The organism is Pseudomonas sp. NyZ480, from assembly GCF_029537255.1.
Lineage (GTDB): Bacteria > Pseudomonadota > Gammaproteobacteria > Pseudomonadales > Pseudomonadaceae > Aquipseudomonas > Aquipseudomonas taiwanensis.
In genome coordinates, this window is sequence record NZ_CP120626.1 from 2563159 (window position 1) to 2582509 (window position 19351).

General features: G+C 63.5%; 17 protein-coding genes. 8 read left to right on the top strand and 9 right to left on the bottom strand.

Annotation, left to right across the window (positions count from 1 at the left end; all coding sequences use genetic code 11):
* Positions 1-4 precede the first annotated feature (4 nt).
* Positions 5-778: a helix-turn-helix domain-containing protein gene (locus tag P3R38_RS11750; RefSeq protein WP_023380431.1), complete on the top strand. Its 774-nt coding sequence runs from the start codon at positions 5-7 to the stop codon at positions 776-778.
* A 167-nt stretch (positions 779-945) separates the two neighbouring features.
* Here the strand turns inward: P3R38_RS11750 and P3R38_RS11755 are convergent, their stop codons facing one another.
* Positions 946-1824 carry a helix-turn-helix domain-containing protein gene (locus tag P3R38_RS11755; RefSeq protein WP_027907780.1) on the bottom strand — a complete coding sequence of 293 codons (879 nt, stop codon included), beginning with the start codon at positions 1822-1824 and terminating at the stop codon, positions 946-948.
* 178 nt (positions 1825-2002) lie between these two features.
* Here P3R38_RS11755 and P3R38_RS11760 point away from each other — a divergent pair, with 178 nt between their 5' ends.
* From P3R38_RS11760 to P3R38_RS11775, 4 genes are all read left to right on the top strand, one after another.
* Positions 2003-2830 carry an SDR family oxidoreductase gene (locus tag P3R38_RS11760; RefSeq protein WP_104881817.1) on the top strand — a complete coding sequence of 276 codons (828 nt, stop codon included), beginning with the start codon at positions 2003-2005 and terminating at the stop codon, positions 2828-2830.
* The gene (locus P3R38_RS11765; RefSeq protein WP_277687165.1) at positions 2827-4548 is read left to right on the top strand and encodes an FAD-dependent oxidoreductase; all 1722 of its coding nucleotides are present in this window, start codon (positions 2827-2829) and stop codon (positions 4546-4548) included. Before P3R38_RS11760 ends, P3R38_RS11765 begins: the two co-directional genes overlap by 4 nt.
* Entirely contained in the window at positions 4548-4880 is a 333-nt protein-coding gene (locus P3R38_RS11770) for an NIPSNAP family protein (RefSeq protein ID WP_023380435.1), read from the top strand. The genes P3R38_RS11765 and P3R38_RS11770 overlap by 1 nt, the downstream gene beginning before the upstream one ends.
* 71 nt (positions 4881-4951) lie before the next feature.
* Positions 4952-6301 carry an aromatic acid/H+ symport family MFS transporter gene (locus P3R38_RS11775; protein WP_277687166.1) on the top strand — a complete coding sequence of 450 codons (1350 nt, stop codon included), beginning with the start codon at positions 4952-4954 and terminating at the stop codon, positions 6299-6301.
* Positions 6302-6325: 24 nt separating this feature from the next.
* Here the strand turns inward: P3R38_RS11775 and P3R38_RS11780 are convergent, their stop codons facing one another.
* Together P3R38_RS11780 and bamA are read right to left on the bottom strand one after the other, a co-directional pair.
* Positions 6326-6673, bottom strand: coding sequence for a hypothetical protein (locus tag P3R38_RS11780; RefSeq protein ID WP_023380437.1), 348 nt, complete (start codon positions 6671-6673; stop codon positions 6326-6328).
* An 86-nt stretch (positions 6674-6759) separates the two neighbouring features.
* The gene (gene bamA, locus P3R38_RS11785) at positions 6760-9123 is read right to left on the bottom strand and encodes an outer membrane protein assembly factor BamA (protein WP_277687167.1); all 2364 of its coding nucleotides are present in this window, start codon (positions 9121-9123) and stop codon (positions 6760-6762) included.
* A 191-nt stretch (positions 9124-9314) separates the two neighbouring features.
* Between bamA and P3R38_RS11790 the strand changes: the two genes are divergently transcribed.
* Both P3R38_RS11790 and P3R38_RS11795 read left to right on the top strand, forming a co-directional pair.
* Complete coding sequence (locus P3R38_RS11790; RefSeq protein WP_023380439.1) at positions 9315-10007, top strand: response regulator transcription factor; 693 nt, start codon at positions 9315-9317, stop codon at positions 10005-10007.
* Positions 10004-11305, top strand: coding sequence for an ATP-binding protein (locus P3R38_RS11795; RefSeq protein ID WP_277687168.1), 1302 nt, complete (start codon positions 10004-10006; stop codon positions 11303-11305). Before P3R38_RS11790 ends, P3R38_RS11795 begins: the two co-directional genes overlap by 4 nt.
* A gap of 98 nt (positions 11306-11403) precedes the next feature.
* On the opposite strand, the gene P3R38_RS11800 is transcribed toward P3R38_RS11795, so the two are convergent.
* The 5 genes from P3R38_RS11800 to P3R38_RS11820 form a co-directional block, all read right to left on the bottom strand.
* Positions 11404-12369 (bottom strand): 2-oxoglutarate and iron-dependent oxygenase domain-containing protein, encoded by a 966-nt coding sequence (locus P3R38_RS11800; RefSeq protein ID WP_023380441.1) that lies wholly within the window; start codon positions 12367-12369, stop codon positions 11404-11406.
* A gap of 122 nt (positions 12370-12491) precedes the next feature.
* Positions 12492-13574 carry a BMP family ABC transporter substrate-binding protein gene (locus P3R38_RS11805; RefSeq protein ID WP_023380442.1) on the bottom strand — a complete coding sequence of 361 codons (1083 nt, stop codon included), beginning with the start codon at positions 13572-13574 and terminating at the stop codon, positions 12492-12494.
* Positions 13575-13775: 201 nt separating this feature from the next.
* Positions 13776-14702 (bottom strand): ABC transporter permease, encoded by a 927-nt coding sequence (locus P3R38_RS11810; RefSeq protein WP_023380443.1) that lies wholly within the window; start codon positions 14700-14702, stop codon positions 13776-13778.
* A gap of 11 nt (positions 14703-14713) precedes the next feature.
* Entirely contained in the window at positions 14714-15817 is a 1104-nt protein-coding gene (locus P3R38_RS11815; RefSeq protein ID WP_104883972.1) for an ABC transporter permease, read from the bottom strand.
* A 10-nt stretch (positions 15818-15827) separates the two neighbouring features.
* A complete protein-coding gene (locus tag P3R38_RS11820; RefSeq protein ID WP_177429869.1) occupies positions 15828-17372 on the bottom strand; it encodes an ABC transporter ATP-binding protein in 1545 nt (514 codons plus the stop codon).
* 333 nt (positions 17373-17705) lie between these two features.
* Here P3R38_RS11820 and P3R38_RS11825 point away from each other — a divergent pair, with 333 nt between their 5' ends.
* Positions 17706-18221 (top strand): peroxiredoxin, encoded by a 516-nt coding sequence (locus tag P3R38_RS11825; RefSeq protein WP_023380446.1) that lies wholly within the window; start codon positions 17706-17708, stop codon positions 18219-18221.
* Positions 18222-18243: 22 nt separating this feature from the next.
* Here the strand turns inward: P3R38_RS11825 and P3R38_RS11830 are convergent, their stop codons facing one another.
* The gene (locus P3R38_RS11830) at positions 18244-19335 is read right to left on the bottom strand and encodes a GGDEF domain-containing protein (RefSeq protein WP_023380447.1); all 1092 of its coding nucleotides are present in this window, start codon (positions 19333-19335) and stop codon (positions 18244-18246) included.
* Positions 19336-19351: the final 16 nt, after the last annotated feature.

Genomic DNA, 19351 nt, shown 5'->3' on the forward strand with positions numbered 1-19351 from the left:
ACCCATGGGCAGCACGGCAGACACCGGTGGCGTACGTTCGGTGGAGCGTGCGCTGGCGATCGTCGAATTGCTTGGCGAGCACCAGGCGCTTGGGCTGGAGGAGCTGCATTACCTGACGACGCTGCCCAAGGCGACGGTGTCGCGGATGCTGTCGACCTTGCAGGAGCAGGGATGGGTGTATCGAGGCCTGAGCGACCGGCGTTACCGGCTGTGTGCCCGGCGCCTGTTCGGCGACCGCCAGCTGCGTTTCAAGCGCCAGTTGGTCGAGCGTGCGGCGCCCTTGTTGCAGGAACTGAGCGAGCGCACCGGGTTGGTGGTCGACCTGTCCTGTTTCGATGGCCAGCGCCTGGAGGTCATGGAAAGCGCGATACCCCAGGTGCTGCGCAAGCGTTACCCGAACAACTGCCAGATCGTCGGGCACTACGCCAGCCTGTTCCATTCGGCGATGGGTCGGGCATGCCTGGGCGAACTTGGGCGTGAAGAGGTCCAGCGCCTGGCGGCCGATGAGCGGCTGGGGGATGAAGCGGTCATGCGTAACCTGGAAGAAGATGCCCATAACGGTTTTGGGCAACGTACCGAAGGATTCTGGGAGTACCCGGTGCGATTGCCGTTCCTGATCCGCGCGATTGCCTTGCCAGTGCATGCCGATGGGCGGCTGGCGGGCAGCATCGCCTTGCACTGGCCGCTGGACCAGGCCCCGGTGGAGCGTGTGCTGAGCCTGCACCTGAACAGCCTGGCGAGCACCGTTGGCGAGGTGCAGCAGGCGCTGGCGGTGTGAACGCAGTCTCCAACAGTCTCCAACGCCTAGCCAGATCGGTGTGGGGGCGGCCTTGTGTCGCGATAGGGCCGCGCAGCGGCCCTTGCCGTCTGTTCACAGCCAAACAGCTGTCCCTCCACAAACGCCCTGGCATCTTGAACACGCGCGCAAACCCGAGACAGACGCAATTACGTGGCCTTGTTGGCCCGAAAGGTACTCGGGCTCACTCCGCACTGTTTGCGAAAGAACCGACTGAAATAGCCCACATCGGCGAAGCCCAGTTCATGGGCGATCTCCTTCACGCAGGCGTCCGAGTGGCTCAATGCACGTTTGGCCTCCAGCACTAGCCGCGCATTGACTACGTTCATTGGCGTCATGCCCAAGTGCTCCTGGCACAGCCGCCCAAGGGTCGCCAGGGTCATGCCCAGTTCGCCGGCATAGAAGGCCAGTGGCGGGTGCGCACGGTAATGCATGTCCACCAGTTCACGGAACCCGGTCAACTGCTGGCTACGCCTTGAAGGTGGGCGGCGTGCTTCGTCGGGTGCGTGATGGGCGTGTCGCAGCGCCTGGATCAGCAACGCCAACAGCAATGACATGCTACTTGCCACATGTTCGCGGGCGCGGTTGTGGTACTCCTCGCTCAAGGCCCGGCACAGCGGTAGCAGCGGGTCTTCCTCCCCGCGCCATAGCGGCAGGGCGAGCACCTGCGGTTTACGTATCTGTGCCAGCAAGGTGGGCGCCAGCAGCTGGGCAATGCTCTCCAGGGGATGCTGCGCGGCAGTGATGACCTGGCCCTCGACCTGGCCGGCCCAATGGAAACCATGCACCACCTGCGCCGGCACATAGACCACGCACGGCGCGTGCACCTGCACGAGTTCACTGTCGAACAGCACCTCGCCACTGCCGCTTTGCAGGTAGAGCAATTGCAGGAGCCCGTCGTGACGGTGCGCGGCTATTTCCCAGTTGTGCGCGCCGGAACGCTTGGAGATCGACTCCACATGCAGGGACTCATGCCACACCGGCTGTGCGGTCTCGCCGTAGAGGGCGTAATTCGGGATCTTGTTCATGGTTGTTGTAATTGTTCTGGTCGTTACTCGATCACTCTGCCACAGCCGCACGCGAGCTTCAGGGGGCATGGACAAAATTGTCGGGAATGTGGGGTTGCTTGCAGGTTTTGTCCATTCTGCCGGGCGGGGCCTCGGCCCTAGGCTGACGACCAGATCAAGTAACACTCTGGAGAGCGGCATGCATAACAACAAGATTTCCTCCCACTGGTTGGGTCTGGACGGGGCCGTCTGCGTGGTCACCGGCGCGGCCGGAGGCATCGGTGCGGCGCTGGCTGGCGCCCTGGTCGAGCAGCAGGCCCATGTGGTACTGCTCGACCGCGATCGAGACAAGTGCCGGGCGCTGGCCGCAACCTTGGGTGAGCACAGCGTGGGTGAAGTGAGCGCCTTGGCATGCGACATTGCCGACCCGGCCAGCGTCGAGCAGGCCGCGGCCCAGGTGCAAGCCATGCACGGGCGCTGCGATGTGTTGGTCAACAACGCCAGTGTGCTGCGGCCTGGCGCGCTGCAGACCCTGACCCTGGAGCAATGGAACCAGGTGTTGGCGGTGAATCTCAGCGGTTATCTGCTGTGCGCGCAGGCCTTCGGCCAGGCGATGCTTGCCCGCAGGCAGGGGCGCATCGTGCACGTGGCGTCGATTGCCGCCCATTTTCCGCAGCCCAACAGCGGTGCCTACAGTGCGGCCAAGGCCGGGGTCAGCATGCTCTCGCGGCAGATCGCCGTGGAATGGGGACCGTGTGGCGTGCGCAGCAACACCGTATGCCCTGGGTTGATCCGCACGCCGCTGTCGGCGGCGTTCTATGCCGACCCGCAAATCGAACGCCAGCGCAGCGCGATGACCGCCAACCAACGCATCGGCGAGCCGCAGGACATCGTCGAAGCCGTGCTGTTTCTGGCAAGCCCGCGAGCCGACTACATCAATGGTGCCGAACTGACCGTTGACGGCGGGCTGGAGAGCATGCCCATGGCGCTCATCCCGCGCCCAGGCTTCGAGGGGGTACGTCCATGAACACGCTCACATGTGATGTGCTGGTCATCGGTGCAGGTGCTGGCGGCCTGGCCACGGCCATCACTGCCAAGCAGCATGGGCTGGACGTACTGGTGATCGAGAAAGACGACTGCTTTGGTGGCACCACGGCCTTTTCCGGCGGGGTGCTGTGGATACCGGGCAACCCATTGACCGGCAAGCGCGATAGTCATGACGCGGCGCTGAGCTACCTGCGAAACGAAGCCGGAGCCTGCTTCGAGCGGGCCGAAGTCGAAGCTTTCCTGCGTTACGGATCGCAAATGGTGGAGTTTTTCGAACGCGAGACCGCGGTCAAGTTCGTCCCGACGTTGTACCCCGACTACCACCCGCTGGTCGAAGGCGGAGTCGATGTGGGCCGCTCGATACTTGCCGCACCCTATGACATCCGCGAGCTGGGTGCCGACATGGCACGACTGCGCCCGCCACTCAAGACCATTACCTTCATCGGCATGATGTTCAATTCGTCGAACGCCGACCTCAAGCATTTCTTCAACGTTACCCGTTCGCTGAACTCGTTCTTCTATGTGGCCAAACGGCTGTTGACCCACCTCAAGGAGCTGGCGCTGTACCGCCGTGGCACCCAGGTGACCAGTGGCAACGCCCTGGCGGCGCGTTTGGTGAAGTCAGCGCTTGACTTGGGTATTCCGATCCTCACGGGCAGCCCGGCCAGGCAGTTGCTGCGCGAAGGCGGGCGGGTCAGCGGGGCCTTGGCCCGTCAGGGGGCGGGCGAGTTGCGCATCGAGGCCCGGCGTGGCGTGGTGCTTGCGTGTGGCGGTTTTTCCCACGACCTGCAACGCATCGGCCAGGCATATCCCCACGTGCGCCGGGGCGGCGAGCACTTTTCGCCTGTGCCAGCGGGCAATACCGGCGATGGCGCGCGCATGGCCGAGGCGCTGGGCGCCCGGGTGGATATGCGCTTGCAAGCAGCGGCTGCCTGGATGCCGGTATCGAAAGTCCCGATGGGCGCCGGACGCCATGTTGCTTTCCCGCACCTGCTTGACCGTTACAAGCCGGGGGTGATTGGTGTCTTGCGTTCTGGCCAGCGCTTCACCAACGAGTCCAATTCCTACCACGATGTGGGCGCGGCCTTGATCGAGGCATGCGCCGACCAGGCCGAAACCGCCATGTGGCTGGTCTGTGACCGCCGTACGCTGGCCAAGTACGGACTCGGTTACGCCAAACCCGCCCCCATGCCGCTGGGCCCCTTGTTGCGCAATGGCTACTTGCTCAAGGGCAACAGCCTTGCCGAGCTGGCGTGCAAGGCTGGTATCGATGCACGGGGGTTGGAGCGCACGGTTCGCGAGTACAACCTTGGCGCCGTACACGGTGAGGACCGCCAGTTCGGCCGGGGCAGCACCAGTTTCAACCGCTACTTGGCCGATCCGCAGCAGCAGCCCAATCCTTGTGTCGCACCCGTCGGCGACGGGCCCTACTTTGCGGTGAAAGTGGTGATGGGCGACCTCGGCACCTTCGATGGCCTGCGCACCAGTGTGGTCGGCGAAGTACTCGGTGCCGACCAGCGCGCCATAGCCGGGCTGTATGCGGTGGGTAACGACCGAGCCAGCATCATGGGCGGCAACTACCCCGGCGCTGGCATCACCCTGGGGCCGATCATGACCTTTGGTTACATCACCGGCCGCCACCTGGCGGGTATCGACCAAGGACTGGCCGCGGCTGGCCCGGCACAGGAGGTGGCGTGATGGACAAGGCGATTGTCGACCACCGCATCTACACCATCCGGCCTCGGTGCATGCCTGCTTTCCTGGCGGCATTCGACCAGTTGGCGATGCCGATTCTGCTGCGTCACCTGGGCCCGCCGCTGGCGTTCTATGTGAGCAGCATCGGCACATTGAACCAGGTCGTCCACCTGTGGGGCTACGACAGCCTCGATGACCTCGAACGCCGCAGCGCGGCCCGCGACGCCGATCCGGACTTCGCCGCGTATCTGCATGCCACCCGCGACCTCGTGATGGCCCAGGAGACGCGAATCATCAAGCCCGTGCAATTCAAGGCCCTGGCAAGTCGCCTGTAGGAACCGGCCCGGCGCCGCCGAAAAAAACCTATGGCCCAATGCCCTCGATAACAACAAAAAGAGGTAAGGCAATGCGAACTCCCGACCCTATCGATATTCGCCAGTTGATCGACCAGCAACCCATCGGCCGCTACCAGAAATGGGTGGTCTTCCTCGGCTTCCTGATCATCGCTCTGGACGGACTGGACGTCGCCATAATCGGCTTCATCGCCCCGCAACTGAAAAGCGAATGGCAGCTGGGCCCTCAAGCCCTCGGCCCGGTGCTCAGCGCAGCACTGATCGGCCTGGCCCTTGGCGCTCTGGTGGCCGGCCCGCTGGCCGACCGTTACGGGCGCAAGGCTGTGCTCTTGGGCAGTGTCCTGCTCTTTGGCCTGTGGACCCTTGCCTCGGCCTTTTCCCCCAACTTGGAAACCCTGGTAGCCCTGCGTTTCCTGACTGGCCTGGGCCTAGGCGCGGCGATGCCCAATGCCAGCACATTGGTCAGCGAGTACGCACCGGCGCGCAGTCGCTCGTTGCTGATTACCCTGGCATTCTGCGGCTTCTCTCTCGGTGCGGCCATGGGCGGCTTCGTCAGTGCCTGGATGATTCCCAATCTAGGCTGGCGCAGCGTACTGGCGCTGGGCGGCGTGTTACCGCTGCTGGTGCTGCCTTTGCTGTGGCTGCGTCTTCCGGAATCCGTGACCTTCCTGGTCAGCAAAGGGGGCGACCCACAACGAATCCGCGCCATTGTCAGGCGCCTGGCACCTGGACACTGCGGCCCCGACAGCAGCTTCGTACTGCCCGCATGCGCATCCGTCAAGGGTGGGGCCATAGGCACCATCCTGTCCTCTCGCTACCGCTTCGGTACGATGATGCTGTGGGTGGGTTACGTGCTGGCTCTGTTTCTGGTCTACCTGTTCAGCGGTTGGTTGCCGACGCTGGTGAAGGAGGGAGGGGGTTTTTCGGTGTCCGAAGCGGCCATCGTCACCGCTTGCTTCCAGATCGGCGGCCCGCTGGGCGCCATCACGGTGGGCTGGGCGATGGATCGCTGGCATCCGCAGCGAGTGCTGATGCTGACGTTCCTGTTCAGCGGCGCGGTGATCTTCGCCATCGGCCAGGTGGCCGGGCATTTCGCCTGGCTGTGCGCCATTGCCTGGGCCGTGGGCTTTGGCCTGAACGGCGCCAGTGTAGGCATGAATGCGTTGGCCGCGGGCTTCTACCCGACCGAGGCGCGGGCCACTGGGGCCAGCTGGATGAGTGGTATCGGCCGGTTGGGGGCGATTCTCAGCGCCTTCGCCGGTGCGCAGATGTTGGCCGTGGGTTGGAGCTTCAGCCAGGTCTTCGCCGCCTTGCTGATACCGGCTGGGTTGGCAGCCTTGGCAGTGTCGCTGCAGGGCTGGCACGCCAGATTGCGAGGTTCGCAGCGGCTACAGGCGATTTAAGGTTGCCGGAGGGAAGACATGCGCTCAGGCGTCGTCGCTGATCCAGGTCAGTGGCCGCGCCGGGTCGTCACTGAGCATGCGTTCGAATGCGGGGGACTCGATCATCGCGCGGGTTCGCTGGCCCAGCGTCAGCAGTTGCTCGATGAAACCAGGTTCGACGACGCCGCTGTGCTCCAGTGAAACGCCGCTGCGACCGTGTTGGATGGCCAGATGGTAGTGGCTGATTCCCCCACCTTCACCGCTGCCACACAGCACCACCGTGTAGTGCGGCCCGACCATCTCGGCCAGTCGCCGTTGCACCAGGTCGAGCACGGCGATTGGCGCTTCGCTGTGCAGCGCTGTGGCCAGCGCGCAGACGTTGAATGGAGTCATGGGTTGACCTGCTTGGCGTGAAGGGTTTCCAGCATAGGCAAGGTCACTGTCAACTTGGGTTAAGCGGGGGTAAAACCGAGTAATCATCAGAATGTCTGCCCCAAGGAGAATTGGAACATTTCGGTTTGCGCCCCCTCTGGCTTCTTGATCGGTGCGGCCAGGCTGAAGCTCAGCGGGCCCAGGGGGCTATACCAAGTGAAGCCCAGCCCCACCGACAGCGCCATCTGATCGAGACTCACGCCCCCGCAGCCCTGGGTGGTTGACAGATAACAGGTGTCGGCAAACACGTTGCCTGCATCGACGAACACCGAGCTGCGCAACTGCCGCTGGTCCTTGACGAAGGGCAGGGGAAAGAGCACTTCGGCGCCTCCGGTAATGAGGATGTTGCCGCCCAGGGCATCGGTGTCGCGGTCGGAGTAGTACGCCTGACCGGCGCTGGCGTAGTTGCCGGTCGCGGGCGTGTTGCGCGGGCCGAGGGTGCCGCTCTTGAATCCGCGTACCGAATTCAGGCCTCCGGCGGTGTAATTCTCATAGAAGGGCAGGCTGTCGGTCGAGCCGTAGCCGTTGCCGTAGCCCAGGTTGGTGTGCAGGCGAAGCGATGTGCTCTGGGTCATGGGCAGGTAAGTCTGACCGTCGTATTCGAGTTTGTAGAACGACAGGTCGCTGCCGGGGGTGGTGGCCATGAACGTCAGACCCTGGGAGTGACCGCGAGTCGCCAGCACGCCTTTGTTCAGGGTCGACTCGGACCAGCCGACCGATGCCTTGAGGTTATTGAAACTGTCGCCTTCGCGCTGGATGAAGTCGTAGATCTCGTCGGCGCTGTAGGTGCCTGGGTTGATATCGTCGTGTTGCAGGGTCAGGCCGAAGGTCAGGCGTGATGTCTCATTGATCGGGTAGCCGAAACTGACGCCAGCACCATAGCTGTTGATGGCGTAGTACGACACGCCATCGTCGTAGTAATCGCTGTAGTCGGTGGTGCTGTAGAAGACGTTGTAACCCAGGCTGACACCGTCCTTGGTGAAATAGGGGTCGGTGAAGGCGAAGTTGTACTTGGTCTGGTATTCCGAACGGGTCAGGCCGATGGACACCTTGTTACCGGTACCCAGGAAGTTGGTCTGGCTGCTCGAGCCTCCCAGGATCAGGCCGGCGCTCTGGGCGAAACCAACGCTGGCGGTGATCGAGCCGGAGGCCTGTTCCTCGACGCTGTAGTTGACGTCGACCTGGTCATCGGTGCCCGGCACCGGTGGGGTCTCGACGTTGACTTCCTTGAAGAAGCCCAGACGTTCCAGGCGGGTCTTGGACTGGTCGATCAGGTAGGTCGACGCCCAGCCACCTTCCATTTGGCGCATCTCGCGACGCAGCACTTCGTCTTCGGTCTTGGTGTTGCCGCGGTAGTTGATGCGGTTGACGTAGGCACGCTTGCCCGGGTCGACCACGAACATGATGTCCACGGTGTGGTCTTCGTCGTGCGGCTGAGGCACGCCGTTGACGTTGGCGAAAGTGTAGCCCTCGTTACCCAGGCGGCGGGTGATCAGGTCGGAGGTGGTGGTCATGACCTTGCGCGAGAACACCTGGCCCGGCTGCACCAGCAGCAGCGACTTGACCTGGTCTTCCGGCACCTTCAGGTCACCCGACAGCTTCACGTCACGGACGGTGTACTTCTCGCCCTCGTTGACGTTGACCGTGATGTAGACGTGCTTCTTGTCCGGGGTGATGGACACCTGGGTGGAGGCGATGTCCATGTTGATGTAGCCGCGGTCCAGGTAGTAGGAACGCAGGCGTTCCAAGTCACCGGAGAGCTTCTCGCGGGCATACTTGTCGTCGTTCTTGAAGAACGACAGCCAGTGGGTGGTCTTGAGCTCGAACAGCTGCGCCAGCGCTTCATCGTCGAACACGGTGTTGCCGACGATGTTGATGTGCTGGATGGCCGCCACGGTGCCTTCGTTGATCTTGATCTTCAACGCCACACGGTTGCGCGGCTGCGGCACCACCTCGGCGTCGACCTCGGCCGAGTAGCGGCCCTGGGCCACGTACTGGCGCTGCAGTTCGTTACGCACGCCTTCGAGGGTGGCTCGCTGGAAGATCTCGCCTTCGGCCAGGCCCGACTGCTTCAGGCCCTTCATCAGGTCTTCGGTGCTGATCGCCTTGTTGCCTTCGATCTCGATGCTCGACACCGAGGGGCGCTCGACCACGTTGATGATCAGGACATTGCCGTCGCGGTTCAGCTGGATGTCCTGGAAGAAACCGGTCTTGAACAGCGAGCGGGTGGATTCCACCAGGCGTCGGTCATCGGCCTGATCGCCCACGTTCAGGGGCAAGGCGCCAAAGACGCTGCCGGCGGACACCCGCTGCAGGCCGTTGACGCGGATGTCAGCGATCTTGAAGGCTTGCGCTTGGGCCAGGGAGGCGTGGAGCAGCAGGATCGACAACATCAGGCGCGGGTAATTCATGGGTGGGTTCCACACAGGCGTATTCAAAGGGCGGGGCCAGCCAGGCCAGCGGGCGATGAGCATACGGGTGGGGTGTGTTCGGCGCGGTTAACCAAGGGTAAAGATGTGTAAAGTTTGCTGGCCTGGCGGTGACAGTAAGCGCCCGTGCAGGGATCATGGCGCCCAGTAGAACCTGCCGAAGCGTAACCTTGATGATCCCCGTGCTGTTGGTCGATGACGACCGTGAATTGACCGATATGCTTGCTCAGTACCTGGCCCGCGAGGGGTTTTGCGCCACCTGCAGTGCCACCGGCGCGGAGGGTGAGGCACTGGCCCTGAGCGGGCGTTTTCATATGGTGGTGCTCGATGTGATGCTGCCGGACTTCTCGGGCATCGAGGTACTGCGCCGCATCCGTGCACGCAGCCAGGTTCCGGTGTTGTTGCTCACCGCTCGTGGTGACAACATCGACCGCATTGCCGGGCTGGAACTGGGCGCCGATGACTACGTGCCCAAGCCCAGCTCGCCGGGCGAGTTGGTGGCGCGGCTGCGGGCGATCCTGCGCCGGGTGCAGCCACAGTTGATTGGCGATAACGCTATTCCCGATGCCATCAGCAGCGGCGCCTTGACCCTCTGGCCGAGTCGTCGGCAGGCGCTGTGGGAGGGGCGTAACCTTGAGCTGACCGGCACCGAGTTCAGCCTTCTGGAGGTGCTGACGCGCCAGGCTGGTCAGTTGGTCAGCAAGCAGAACCTGTCGCTGGATGCCCTGGGCCGCCCGTTGACCCGGTATGACCGGCGTATCGACGTACACGTCAGCAGTATCCGCCACAAACTGGGCCCGCGGCCTGACGGCAGCAGCTGGATTCGTAGCGTGCGGGGCATGGGCTACATGCTGATCGCCGAATGATGCGTCGGCGTCTGTTCTGGAAGCTGTTTCTGGCGTTCTGGCTGGCCAACTGCCTGACTTTCCTGGTCGGTGCAGGCGCCTTCATGCTCGACGAGCTGCGCGGCGACAACCCAGCGCTGAGAACATTGCTTGGCACCGAACTGCACTTGCTGCAGCGATTTGGCGAGCAGGCTGGGCGCCAACTGCTGGAGGTTTCGCCACAGCCGCCTGACGTACAGATTGGCCTGTACGATGCCCAGGGCCGATTGCTGGCTGGCAAGCCGGTGCAGGTGGTGCGGTTCGAGCAGTCGGTGCTTGACCGTGATGGTCGCTTGCTGCTGTTGCGCGCCTCGGTGCCCAGTGTCTCCGGCCAAGGGCCACCGCCACGCGGGCTGGGCCCTTTGGTCACCGGGACCCTGATGAGTGCCCTGTTCGCCCTGCTGTGCAGCTTGTACCTGACCCGGCCGTTGGCTTGGCTGCGCGAAGCGATGGGGCAGGTCGCCCAAGGCCGCTTCGAAGTGCGGGTTCGGCCGCGCCTCGGGCGACGCCGCGACGAGATCGTCGATCTGGCCGAAGACTGCGACCGCATGGCCGGCCAACTGAAGACGCTGGTGGAAGCGCAACAGCACCTGCTGCACGATATTTCCCATGAACTTCGCTCACCGCTCACGCGCCTGAATGCGGCCATCGGCCTGATGCGCCAACAACCGGACCGGCGCGAGATGATTGCACGCATCGAGCGCGAGTCACGGCGAATGGACGACCTGATCGAGCAGCTGTTGACCCTGGCGCGTGCCCAGTCCCCCCACGACAGCGGCATTTACGAGGCGCTGGACGCAGTGGAGCTGCTGGCGCAGATCGTAGAGGACGCGCGTTTCGAGGCGGGTATCAAGCAGTGCCAGGTGCTGCTGGTGGCACCGCAACCATTTATCACGGTCGGACATGAAGAGCTGTTGTACCGGGCCTTCGAAAACGTTATCCGCAATGCGGTGCGGTACACGGCACCAGGCACCGAGGTGCGGGTAGAGGCAAGCCTGTTGGCCGACGGTGAACGGCTACAGGTCAGCATCAGTGATCATGGGCCAGGGGTTGCCCCAACACGACTGGAGAGCATCTTCCAGCCGTTCGACCCGGGGGCTGACAACGGCGGTGACGGCTTTGGTCTGGGCTTGGCCATTGCGCGCCGGGCCATCGAACTGCACCACGGCAGTATCAGTGCCCAGGCAGCCGATGACAGGGGGTTGATGGTGCGCATCGAGCTGCCCCAGTTGCAGGGGCTGCGAGCGCGTTCGCGTGGCGACGAGCACAACCTTTGGTGAGGATCATCCCGTGCCCCGGAGCCATGCTCGGAACGGTGCTCTGCGATTCCTAGGTGGACGTCAGGGGTGCCTAAGCGTTGGCCTGGGCACCCTGGGTTTCAGGCCTCGGTCGGTTCGCGGCGATAGGCGTAGGTTTCGGCAAAGCGCGAAAGCATGTAGTCGCTACAGGAAATCGGCGGGTACTTGGCAGGGTTGTGCTCACTTTGGCAGCCGGGCAGGCAACTGATCTCGGTGTCCGGGTGCGGCTCTGCGAAAAACGGCATGGCGTAACGATCCACGCCCACGGGGCTGATCACCCGGTGGGGCGTTGATTTGTAACGGTCATTGCTCCAGCGCGCCATCATGTCGCCGATGTTGACCACATAGGTGCCTTCGATCGGCGGTGCGTCGACCCACTGGCCACGCACATCCTGCACCTGCAGGCCGCCAATGTCGTCCTGATACAGCAGGGTCACGCAGCCGTAGTCGGTATGCGCGCCGGCACCTTGTTGTTCGGCACGGGTAGCGGCCTGGCGCGGAGGGTAGTGGATCATGCGGAACACGCTGATCGGGTCGGCGAAGCGTCGGTCGAAGAAATCGTCCTCGATGCCCAAGGCCAGGGCCATGGCACGCAACAGGGTCAGCGACAGCGCATGCATATCCTGGTAGTGGCATTGCACCAGGGCTTCCCAGCCCGGGATGTCCGGGTGGCGATTGGGCCCACGCAGCGGTTTGCCCGCTAGCACGTCGGGGTGGTCGGCGGGCAGGTGCAAGCCCATGTCGAAGGTTTCCTTGAGGTCGCTGGGCTTGGTGGGGTCCAGCTGCTCGGTGGCGATGGCGCCGTAACCACGGTGGTGGGTGGACCGGGTGATGTCGATTTGCAGTTTTTGCTCATCGGGACGGGCGAAGAAGTCGACTGCAGCGGCCTTTAGCTCGGCGATGCGCGAAGGTGCAATGGGGTGGCCCTTGATGTAGTAAAAGCCCCACGCTCGGCAGGCGTGGTCGATCTGCCGGGCAACGTCCATCCAGGCGTTGCGGTCATTGCTGTACAGCGGGGCGATGTCGATGATGGGCAGCGTGTTCATGGTGGCTCCGGGGGTTAGGTGCTGCGAGTCTTCTCGTACCCAGGGCAGCGGAAAGGGCGCCGCTTGGGCGCCCTGGTGCGCGGTTCTTTCACGATGGAAAGGGACGGCGCGTGTTGCGTCGGTCACTGCGGCAGGTTGGCGGTGATGCCCTTGACGTAGTAGTTCATGCCCGCCAACTCGGCATTGCTGGCCACTGCGCCAGCGGGAATCCGTACCTCGCCTTTCTGGTCCATGATCGGGCCGGTGAAGGGGTGGAAGGCGCCGCTCTTGATACCGGCGATGATCTGCTCGGCTTCTGCTCTCACATCGGCAGGCACCAGGTCGCTGATCGGCAACTCGATGGTGCCTTCGGCCAGGCCGCCCCAGTAGTCCTCGGGCTTCCAGTCGCCATCCATCACTGCCTGGGTGCTGCGGATATAGTGCGGGCCCCAGTTGTTGACGATGGAGGTCAGCACCGCCTTCGGCCCGAAGTGGGCCATGTCCGAGGCGTAGCCAATCGAGTAAACGCCACGGCGTTCGGCGGTCTGGATCGGTGCTGGGCTGTCGGTGTGCTGGAACACCACGTCAACGCCTTGGTCGATCAGGGCGTTCGCGGCATCGGCTTCTTTGCCTGGGTCGAACCACGAGTTGACCCAGACCACCTTGATCTCGGTACCGGGGTTGTACTTGTCCAGGGCCAACTGGATCGCGTTGATGTCGCGAATGACTTCAGGAATCGGGAACGAGGCGATATAGCCGATCTTCCTGGTCTTGGTCATCTTGGCGGCGAGGAAACCGGCGACGTAGCGACCCTGGTACGACGTCGAGAGGTAAGTGCCGACGTTCTTGTCCTGCTTGTAGCCGGTGGCGTGCTCGAACGTGACCTTGGGGAATTGCTTGGCGACCTTGATGGTGGGGTTCATGTAGCCGAACGAGGTGGTGAACACCAGGTTGTAGCCGCCCTTGGCCATGTTGCGGATCACCCGCTCCGCGTCGGCGCCCTCGGCTACGTTCTCGACATAGCTGGTCTGCACCTTGTCGCCGAACTGCTTAATCAGTGCCTGGCGGCCTTGTTCGTGCTGGTAGGTCCAGCCGTGGTCGCCAATGGGGCCGATGTAGACGAAACCGACCTTGAGCGGGTCGGCAGCCTGGGCGCCGAGAGTAGCGGCCAGGCCAAGGGCGGCAGCGACACCGCGTACCAGGCTTTTCAGGGAAGGGATGGACATAGGGTTGGGGCTCCGTGTCTGTCGTATTGTTCTATTGGGCCGAAGTTGGCATTCGGCGTGTTGCAAAAAATTGACCAAGAGGACAACAAGCCGAGAACTTTCCGCGTCCCCGCGCGAATCGCAGGGGCGCGTCGGGCAGAAAGCTGTCGGCAAGGTCAAAAAAGGTGCATGACGAGTCTGCGCCGCCTGAAACGGGTGCGCTCAGTGCCCCGCACGCCAGGGCTGGCCGAGCGACACTGGCGCGTACAGTCGGGTACGTCGTGCATCACGCGACAGCAGCACCAGCACCACGATGGTCGCCACATAAGGCAGCATCGCCAGCAGGTTCGAAGGCACACTGATGCCGACGCCTTGGGCCACCAGATGAAGGATGCTGGCCAGGCCGAACAGGTACGCCCCAAGCAGCACTCGCCAGACCCGCCAGCTGGCGAATACCACCAGGGCCAGGGCGATCCAGCCGCGGCCGGCACTCATGTTCTCTGCCCACATGGGCGTGTAGGCCAGCGACAGGTAGGCACCGGCCATGCCGGCCATGGCACCGCCGAACAGCACCGCCAGGGTGCGCACCCGCAACACCGGCAAGCCCATGGCACTGGCGGCGTTCGGGTTCTCGCCGACAGCTTGCAGAATCAGGCCCAGCCGGGTGTTGAGCAGCACCCAGGCGATAACCCCGAACAGCGTGAACGACAGGTACACCAGCACATCCTGATTGAACACCATGTGACCAATCAGGGGGATAGCGCTGAGCACAGGGATGGCCACCGGCTCGAAGCCCGTCAGCGGCTTGCCGACCCAAGCCGAACCGACGAACGCGGAAAGGCCAATGCCGAAGATGGTCAATGCAAGGCCGGTGGCTACCTGGTTGGCCTGGCAGCCCAGGGCCACCAGCGCGAACAGCGCGGCCAGCAGCATACCGGCCAGGCAGGCCAGCAGTACGCCCAGCCACAGGCTGCCGGTGGAAAAGGCGACGATGAAGCCGATCACCGCGCCGAACAGCATCATGCCCTCCTGTCCGAGGTTGAGTACGCCGGTTTTCTCGCACACCAGCTCGCCAAGGGCTACCAGCAGCAGCGGGGTGCCGCAGCGCACCATGGCATAAAGGATGTTACTGACAAGGTCGAGATCCATGGTCACTCCGATCAGGCGGTGGCTTGCGCGGTGTTGTTCGAGGCTACCGGCCGCAGCCAGCGGCCCAGGCGCACGCGGTAGAGAATCAGCAGGTCGCAGGCCAGCAGGAAGAACAGCATCATTCCCTGGAACAGCTCGGTCAGCGATTGCGGCAGGTTCAGGGCCATCTGGGCGTTTTCGCCGCCAAGGTAGAGAAGGGCCATGAGCAGGCCCGCGATCACGATGCCCAGCGGGTTGAGGCGGCCAAGGAAGGCCACGGTGATTGCCGCGTAGCCATAGCCTGGCGAAACTTGCGGTACCAGTTGGCCGATGGGGCCGGTCACCTCGCAGACCCCGGCCAGGCCTGCGAGCGCGCCGCTGATCAGCAGGGCCAGCCAGACCAGGCGCTTTTCGCGAAAGCCCATCAGCCCGGCGGCCCGGCTGTCCAGCCCCAGAACCCGTACCTGAAAGCCCATGAAACTGCGTGATAGCAGCACCCACACCGCGACGGCGGCCAGCAGTACCAGGTAGACCCCGGCGTGCAGGCGCACATCCTCGAACAGCGTCGGCAGCCGACTGGCCTCGCCGAACATGGCCGACTGCGGGAAGCTGTAGCCGTCGGGGTCCTTCAGTGGGCCGTGCACGAAGTACAACAGCAGGTTCAAGGCTATGTAGTTCAGCATGATGGTGGTGAGGATCTCGTTGGCGTTGAAGTGCGTACGCAGCCATGCAGCCATTGCGGCCCAGGCTGCCCCAGCCAGCACGCCGGTCGTGATCACCAGCGCCAATGCCCACGGCGAGGTCCAGTCGATGATGTTCACTGCCAGTGCACTGCCGGCCAGGGCGCCGATCAGTAGCTGGCCTTCGGCGCCGATGTTCCAGATGCGCGCCTGATAGGCCACCGACAGGCCCAGGGCGCACAACAGGATGGGGATGGCCTTGATCAGCAGCTCGCTCAAGCCATACAGGTCCTGCACCGGTTCGATGAGCAAGGTGTGGAAGGCCGCCAGTGGGTCGTGGCCGAGAGCGGCGAACAACAGGGCGCCGCTGAGCAGTGTCAGCAGGCCGGCCAGCAGCGGTGAGAGCAGCAGGTGGCGACGCGATTGCTGCAGACGAGGTTCGAGGGTCAATAGCATGGGTTTCTCTTCAGGCTGCAGCTGGGTTATCGAATTGTCCGGCCATCCAGCGGCCGACTTCGGTCAGGGTGGTCTGCGCGGTAGCCTTGAGCGGCGACAGGCGGCCACCGCACAAGGCACCGAGACGGTCGCTGATCTGGAACAGCTCGTCGAGGTCTTCGGAGATCACCAGAATCGACGCACCGGCATCGCGCAGGGCGATCAGCTCGCGGTGAATGGTGGCCGCCGCGCCGACGTCCACGCCCCAGGTAGGGTGTGCCGCGACCAGTAGCTTGGGTTGCTGCAGCACTTCACGGCCGAGGATGAACTTCTGCAGGTTGCCGCCGGACAGGCTGCGTGCAGGGGTATGGATGTCCGGGGTCTTGACCCCGAAGCGCTGGACGATGCGCTGGGCCAAGGCCTGCACGCGGTTGCGGCGGACCATGCCGTGCTCTACCAGCTCTTGGTGGAAGGAGGACAGCAAGGCGTTGTCGGCAAGGCTCATGTCAGGCACCGCGCCGTGGCCCAGGCGCTCGGCTGGGACAATGGCCATGCCCAGGCGGCGACGTTCGTCCGGATGCAGGTGAGCCATTGGCTGTTGGTCGAGGGTGAGGCGTTCGCGTTCGCTGCGCGGCAGACGGGCTTCGCCGGACAACAGCGCCAGCAGTTCATCCTGCCCGTTGCCGGCGACCCCCGCGATGCCGACGATTTCACCGCTACGCACTTCCAGCCGCACTTGGCTTAGCGAGGTGCCGAACGGATCGGCGTTGCGCCAACTGAGGTCGTCCACGCGCAAACGGACAGGTCCGCCATCCACTTTTGGGTAGCTGGCTTCCAGGCCTTCGGCATCGCCGACCATCAACCGCGCCAGTTGCAAGTCGCTGCACTGGCGTGGCACACAGGCCCCGGCAACTCGCCCACCGCGCAAGACCGTCGCGGTGTCGCAGAGTGCGCGGACTTCATTCAGTTTGTGGCTGATGAACAGAATGCTGCACCCTTCGGCCGCCAGGGCGCGCAGGGTGATGAACAGCTCATCGACCTCTTGGGGCGTGAGCACCGAGGTGGGCTCGTCGAGAATCAACAGGCGAATGTCCTGCATCAGGCAACGCACGATTTCCACCCGCTGACGCTCGCCAATCGACAGGCTATGCACCAGACGCTCCGGCGCCAGACCCATGCCGTAGCGCTGTGACACCTCGCGAATGCGCGGCTCCAACTGCTTCGGCGTACCGGCTTCACGACCGAGGGCCAGGGCGATGTTCTCGGCCACGCTCAGGGTTTCGAACAACGAGAAATGCTGGAACACCATGCCAATGCCCAGTGCGCGGGCTTGCGCCGGATCGCGCACCCGTACGGGCTGGCCTTGCCACAGGACTTCGCCGCTGTCTGGCGCGGTGACGCCGTAGATGATCTTCATCAAGGTGCTTTTGCCCGCGCCGTTTTCACCCAGCAAGGCATGGATTTCGCCTGGCTTGATGGTGAGGTCGACACGGTCGTTGGCCAGCGTGCCGGGGTAGCGCTTGGTGATAGCGCGCAACTCGAGACGCAAAGGTGCAGTGGCGGTGGGCATGGGCAACTCGCTGTTGGTGTGCGGTGGCAGGTCTGCTGGGTAAAGCAAAAACATGGCCAACTGGTCAGGTTGTGGCGCAAGGGCGGATGTAGAGGGGATCGAGCGCTGGCGGGGAGGGTGCGAATGGCGTACTTGCAATCGGTTGGTGCGCGTGACTGCTCCGCAATGGTGCGCATGGCGTGGTGTTTGAGCGTGCCTCAGATTGAACGCCGACTACAGGGTGGTGCGACCTTGCGAGGCTAGCGCAGGTGGGAGGCGTTATGCTGGCACCCTGGGCGGAGGCTTGCGACACTACGCCCGACGCGAAGCATTCCACATGTTCAGCCTTTGGAGCCCCCCATGATCAAAACCGGTGATCTGCTGCCTGAAGCGACCCTCCATGAGTACAGCGAGGGGCACAATGCCTGTCCAATAGGCCCGCAGGCGTTTTCGCTGCACGCGCGCTGCGCAGGCAAACGGGTGGTGATCTTCGGCTTGCCTGGTGCGTTCACTCCAACCTGTTCGCAGCGCCATGTGCCCGGATACCTGGCGGCAGCCCCGGAGCTGTTTGCCCAGGGCGTGGACGAAATCCTCTGTGTGGCGGTGAACGATGCCTTCGTGATGAACGCCTGGGGCAAGACCTTCCCGGTGCAAGGCGAGGTGGCCATGATCGCGGACGGCAACTGCGCCTTCACCGATGCCTTGGGGCTCGCCCAGGACAGCTCGGCCCGGGGAATGGGCCGCCGTTCGCAGCGCTATGCCTTGCTGGCCGATAACCTGGTGGTTCGACGCATCGAGGTTGATGCACCGGGCAAGCTGGACGTCAGCGACGCGCAGCGCATGTTGGATTTCCTACGCGAACACGACGGGGCCTGACTACCGCGCCATGGTTTGAACCTCACACCGGCCCCGCCAGCCGCTCGGTCCATAACACGAAGCGGTCCTTGCCGGTGTGCTTGGCTTCGTACAACGCCTGGTCCGCTTTGATCAGGGCCCTGGTCAAGGTGTCGCCGTCCATCACTTGGGCGAGCCCTATGCTGATGGTGACCGGGTGCGCGCCGAGATCTTCTCGCACCCTCTGGCAGAGCTTGTCGACCTGCTGCTCGGCGCCATGTTGGTCCAGGCCCTGGAAGAAAATGGCGAACTCTTCGCCGCCGAGCCTGGCGTACTCGAAGGGACCCATCGAGCTCTTGATATGGGTGGCCACGCGCTTGAGTACCTCGTCGCCGATGTCATGGCCGTACAGATCGTTCACCTTCTTGAAGTTGTCGATGTCGATCATCGCCAGGTACTGGCCGGGCTTGGCCGATTGCAGTTGCCGTTGCGCCTTGGCCATGAACGAGCGGCGGTTTGGGATGTCGGTGAGCACATCGATGTAAGCCTGGTCGAGCAGCACTTTGGACATGTAGAAGTTGTGCAGCTTGGCCTGGCGGATGCGCAGGTAGCTGTAGATCACCAGGCCACTGAGAAACACCGCATAGCTCAGCAGCATCGCGGCTTCCAGGTCGTCGAGGTCGATGTTGGTGCCATAGAAGGGGTTGAGCATTGCCCAGGTGATCGCCATGGCGCAGAAGAATGACCAGCGCCGTACCGGCAGTACCGAGGCGCTGTACAGCACGGTGGATGTACCCAGTACCAGCCATACCGGGCGCAGGGCGATCGGGATGCCATCGATGACCAGGCGCATGCCAAGGGTGATGACTGCGATGAACAGCAGGTTGAGCACATCGAAGTGGTGGCTTTTACGGGTGAAGCCAAGGATCACCGTCAGGCTGCCCATCACGGCGAGGAACAACCCGGATAGCCAGGTGAAGTCCTGATTGCCCAGGTAGCTGACAATCAGGTCGAAGATCAGCCAGATGGCAATGCTGACGCAGAAGATCAGCTGGCAGAAGCGGCGCATGGCCTCGTATTCGTGTTGGCGGAATTCGGCGCGTATGGCGGCGGGCGCGACCTGTTTGCGCACATGTTCTTCGATGGTTCTCAGCATCAACTAATCCTTTGAG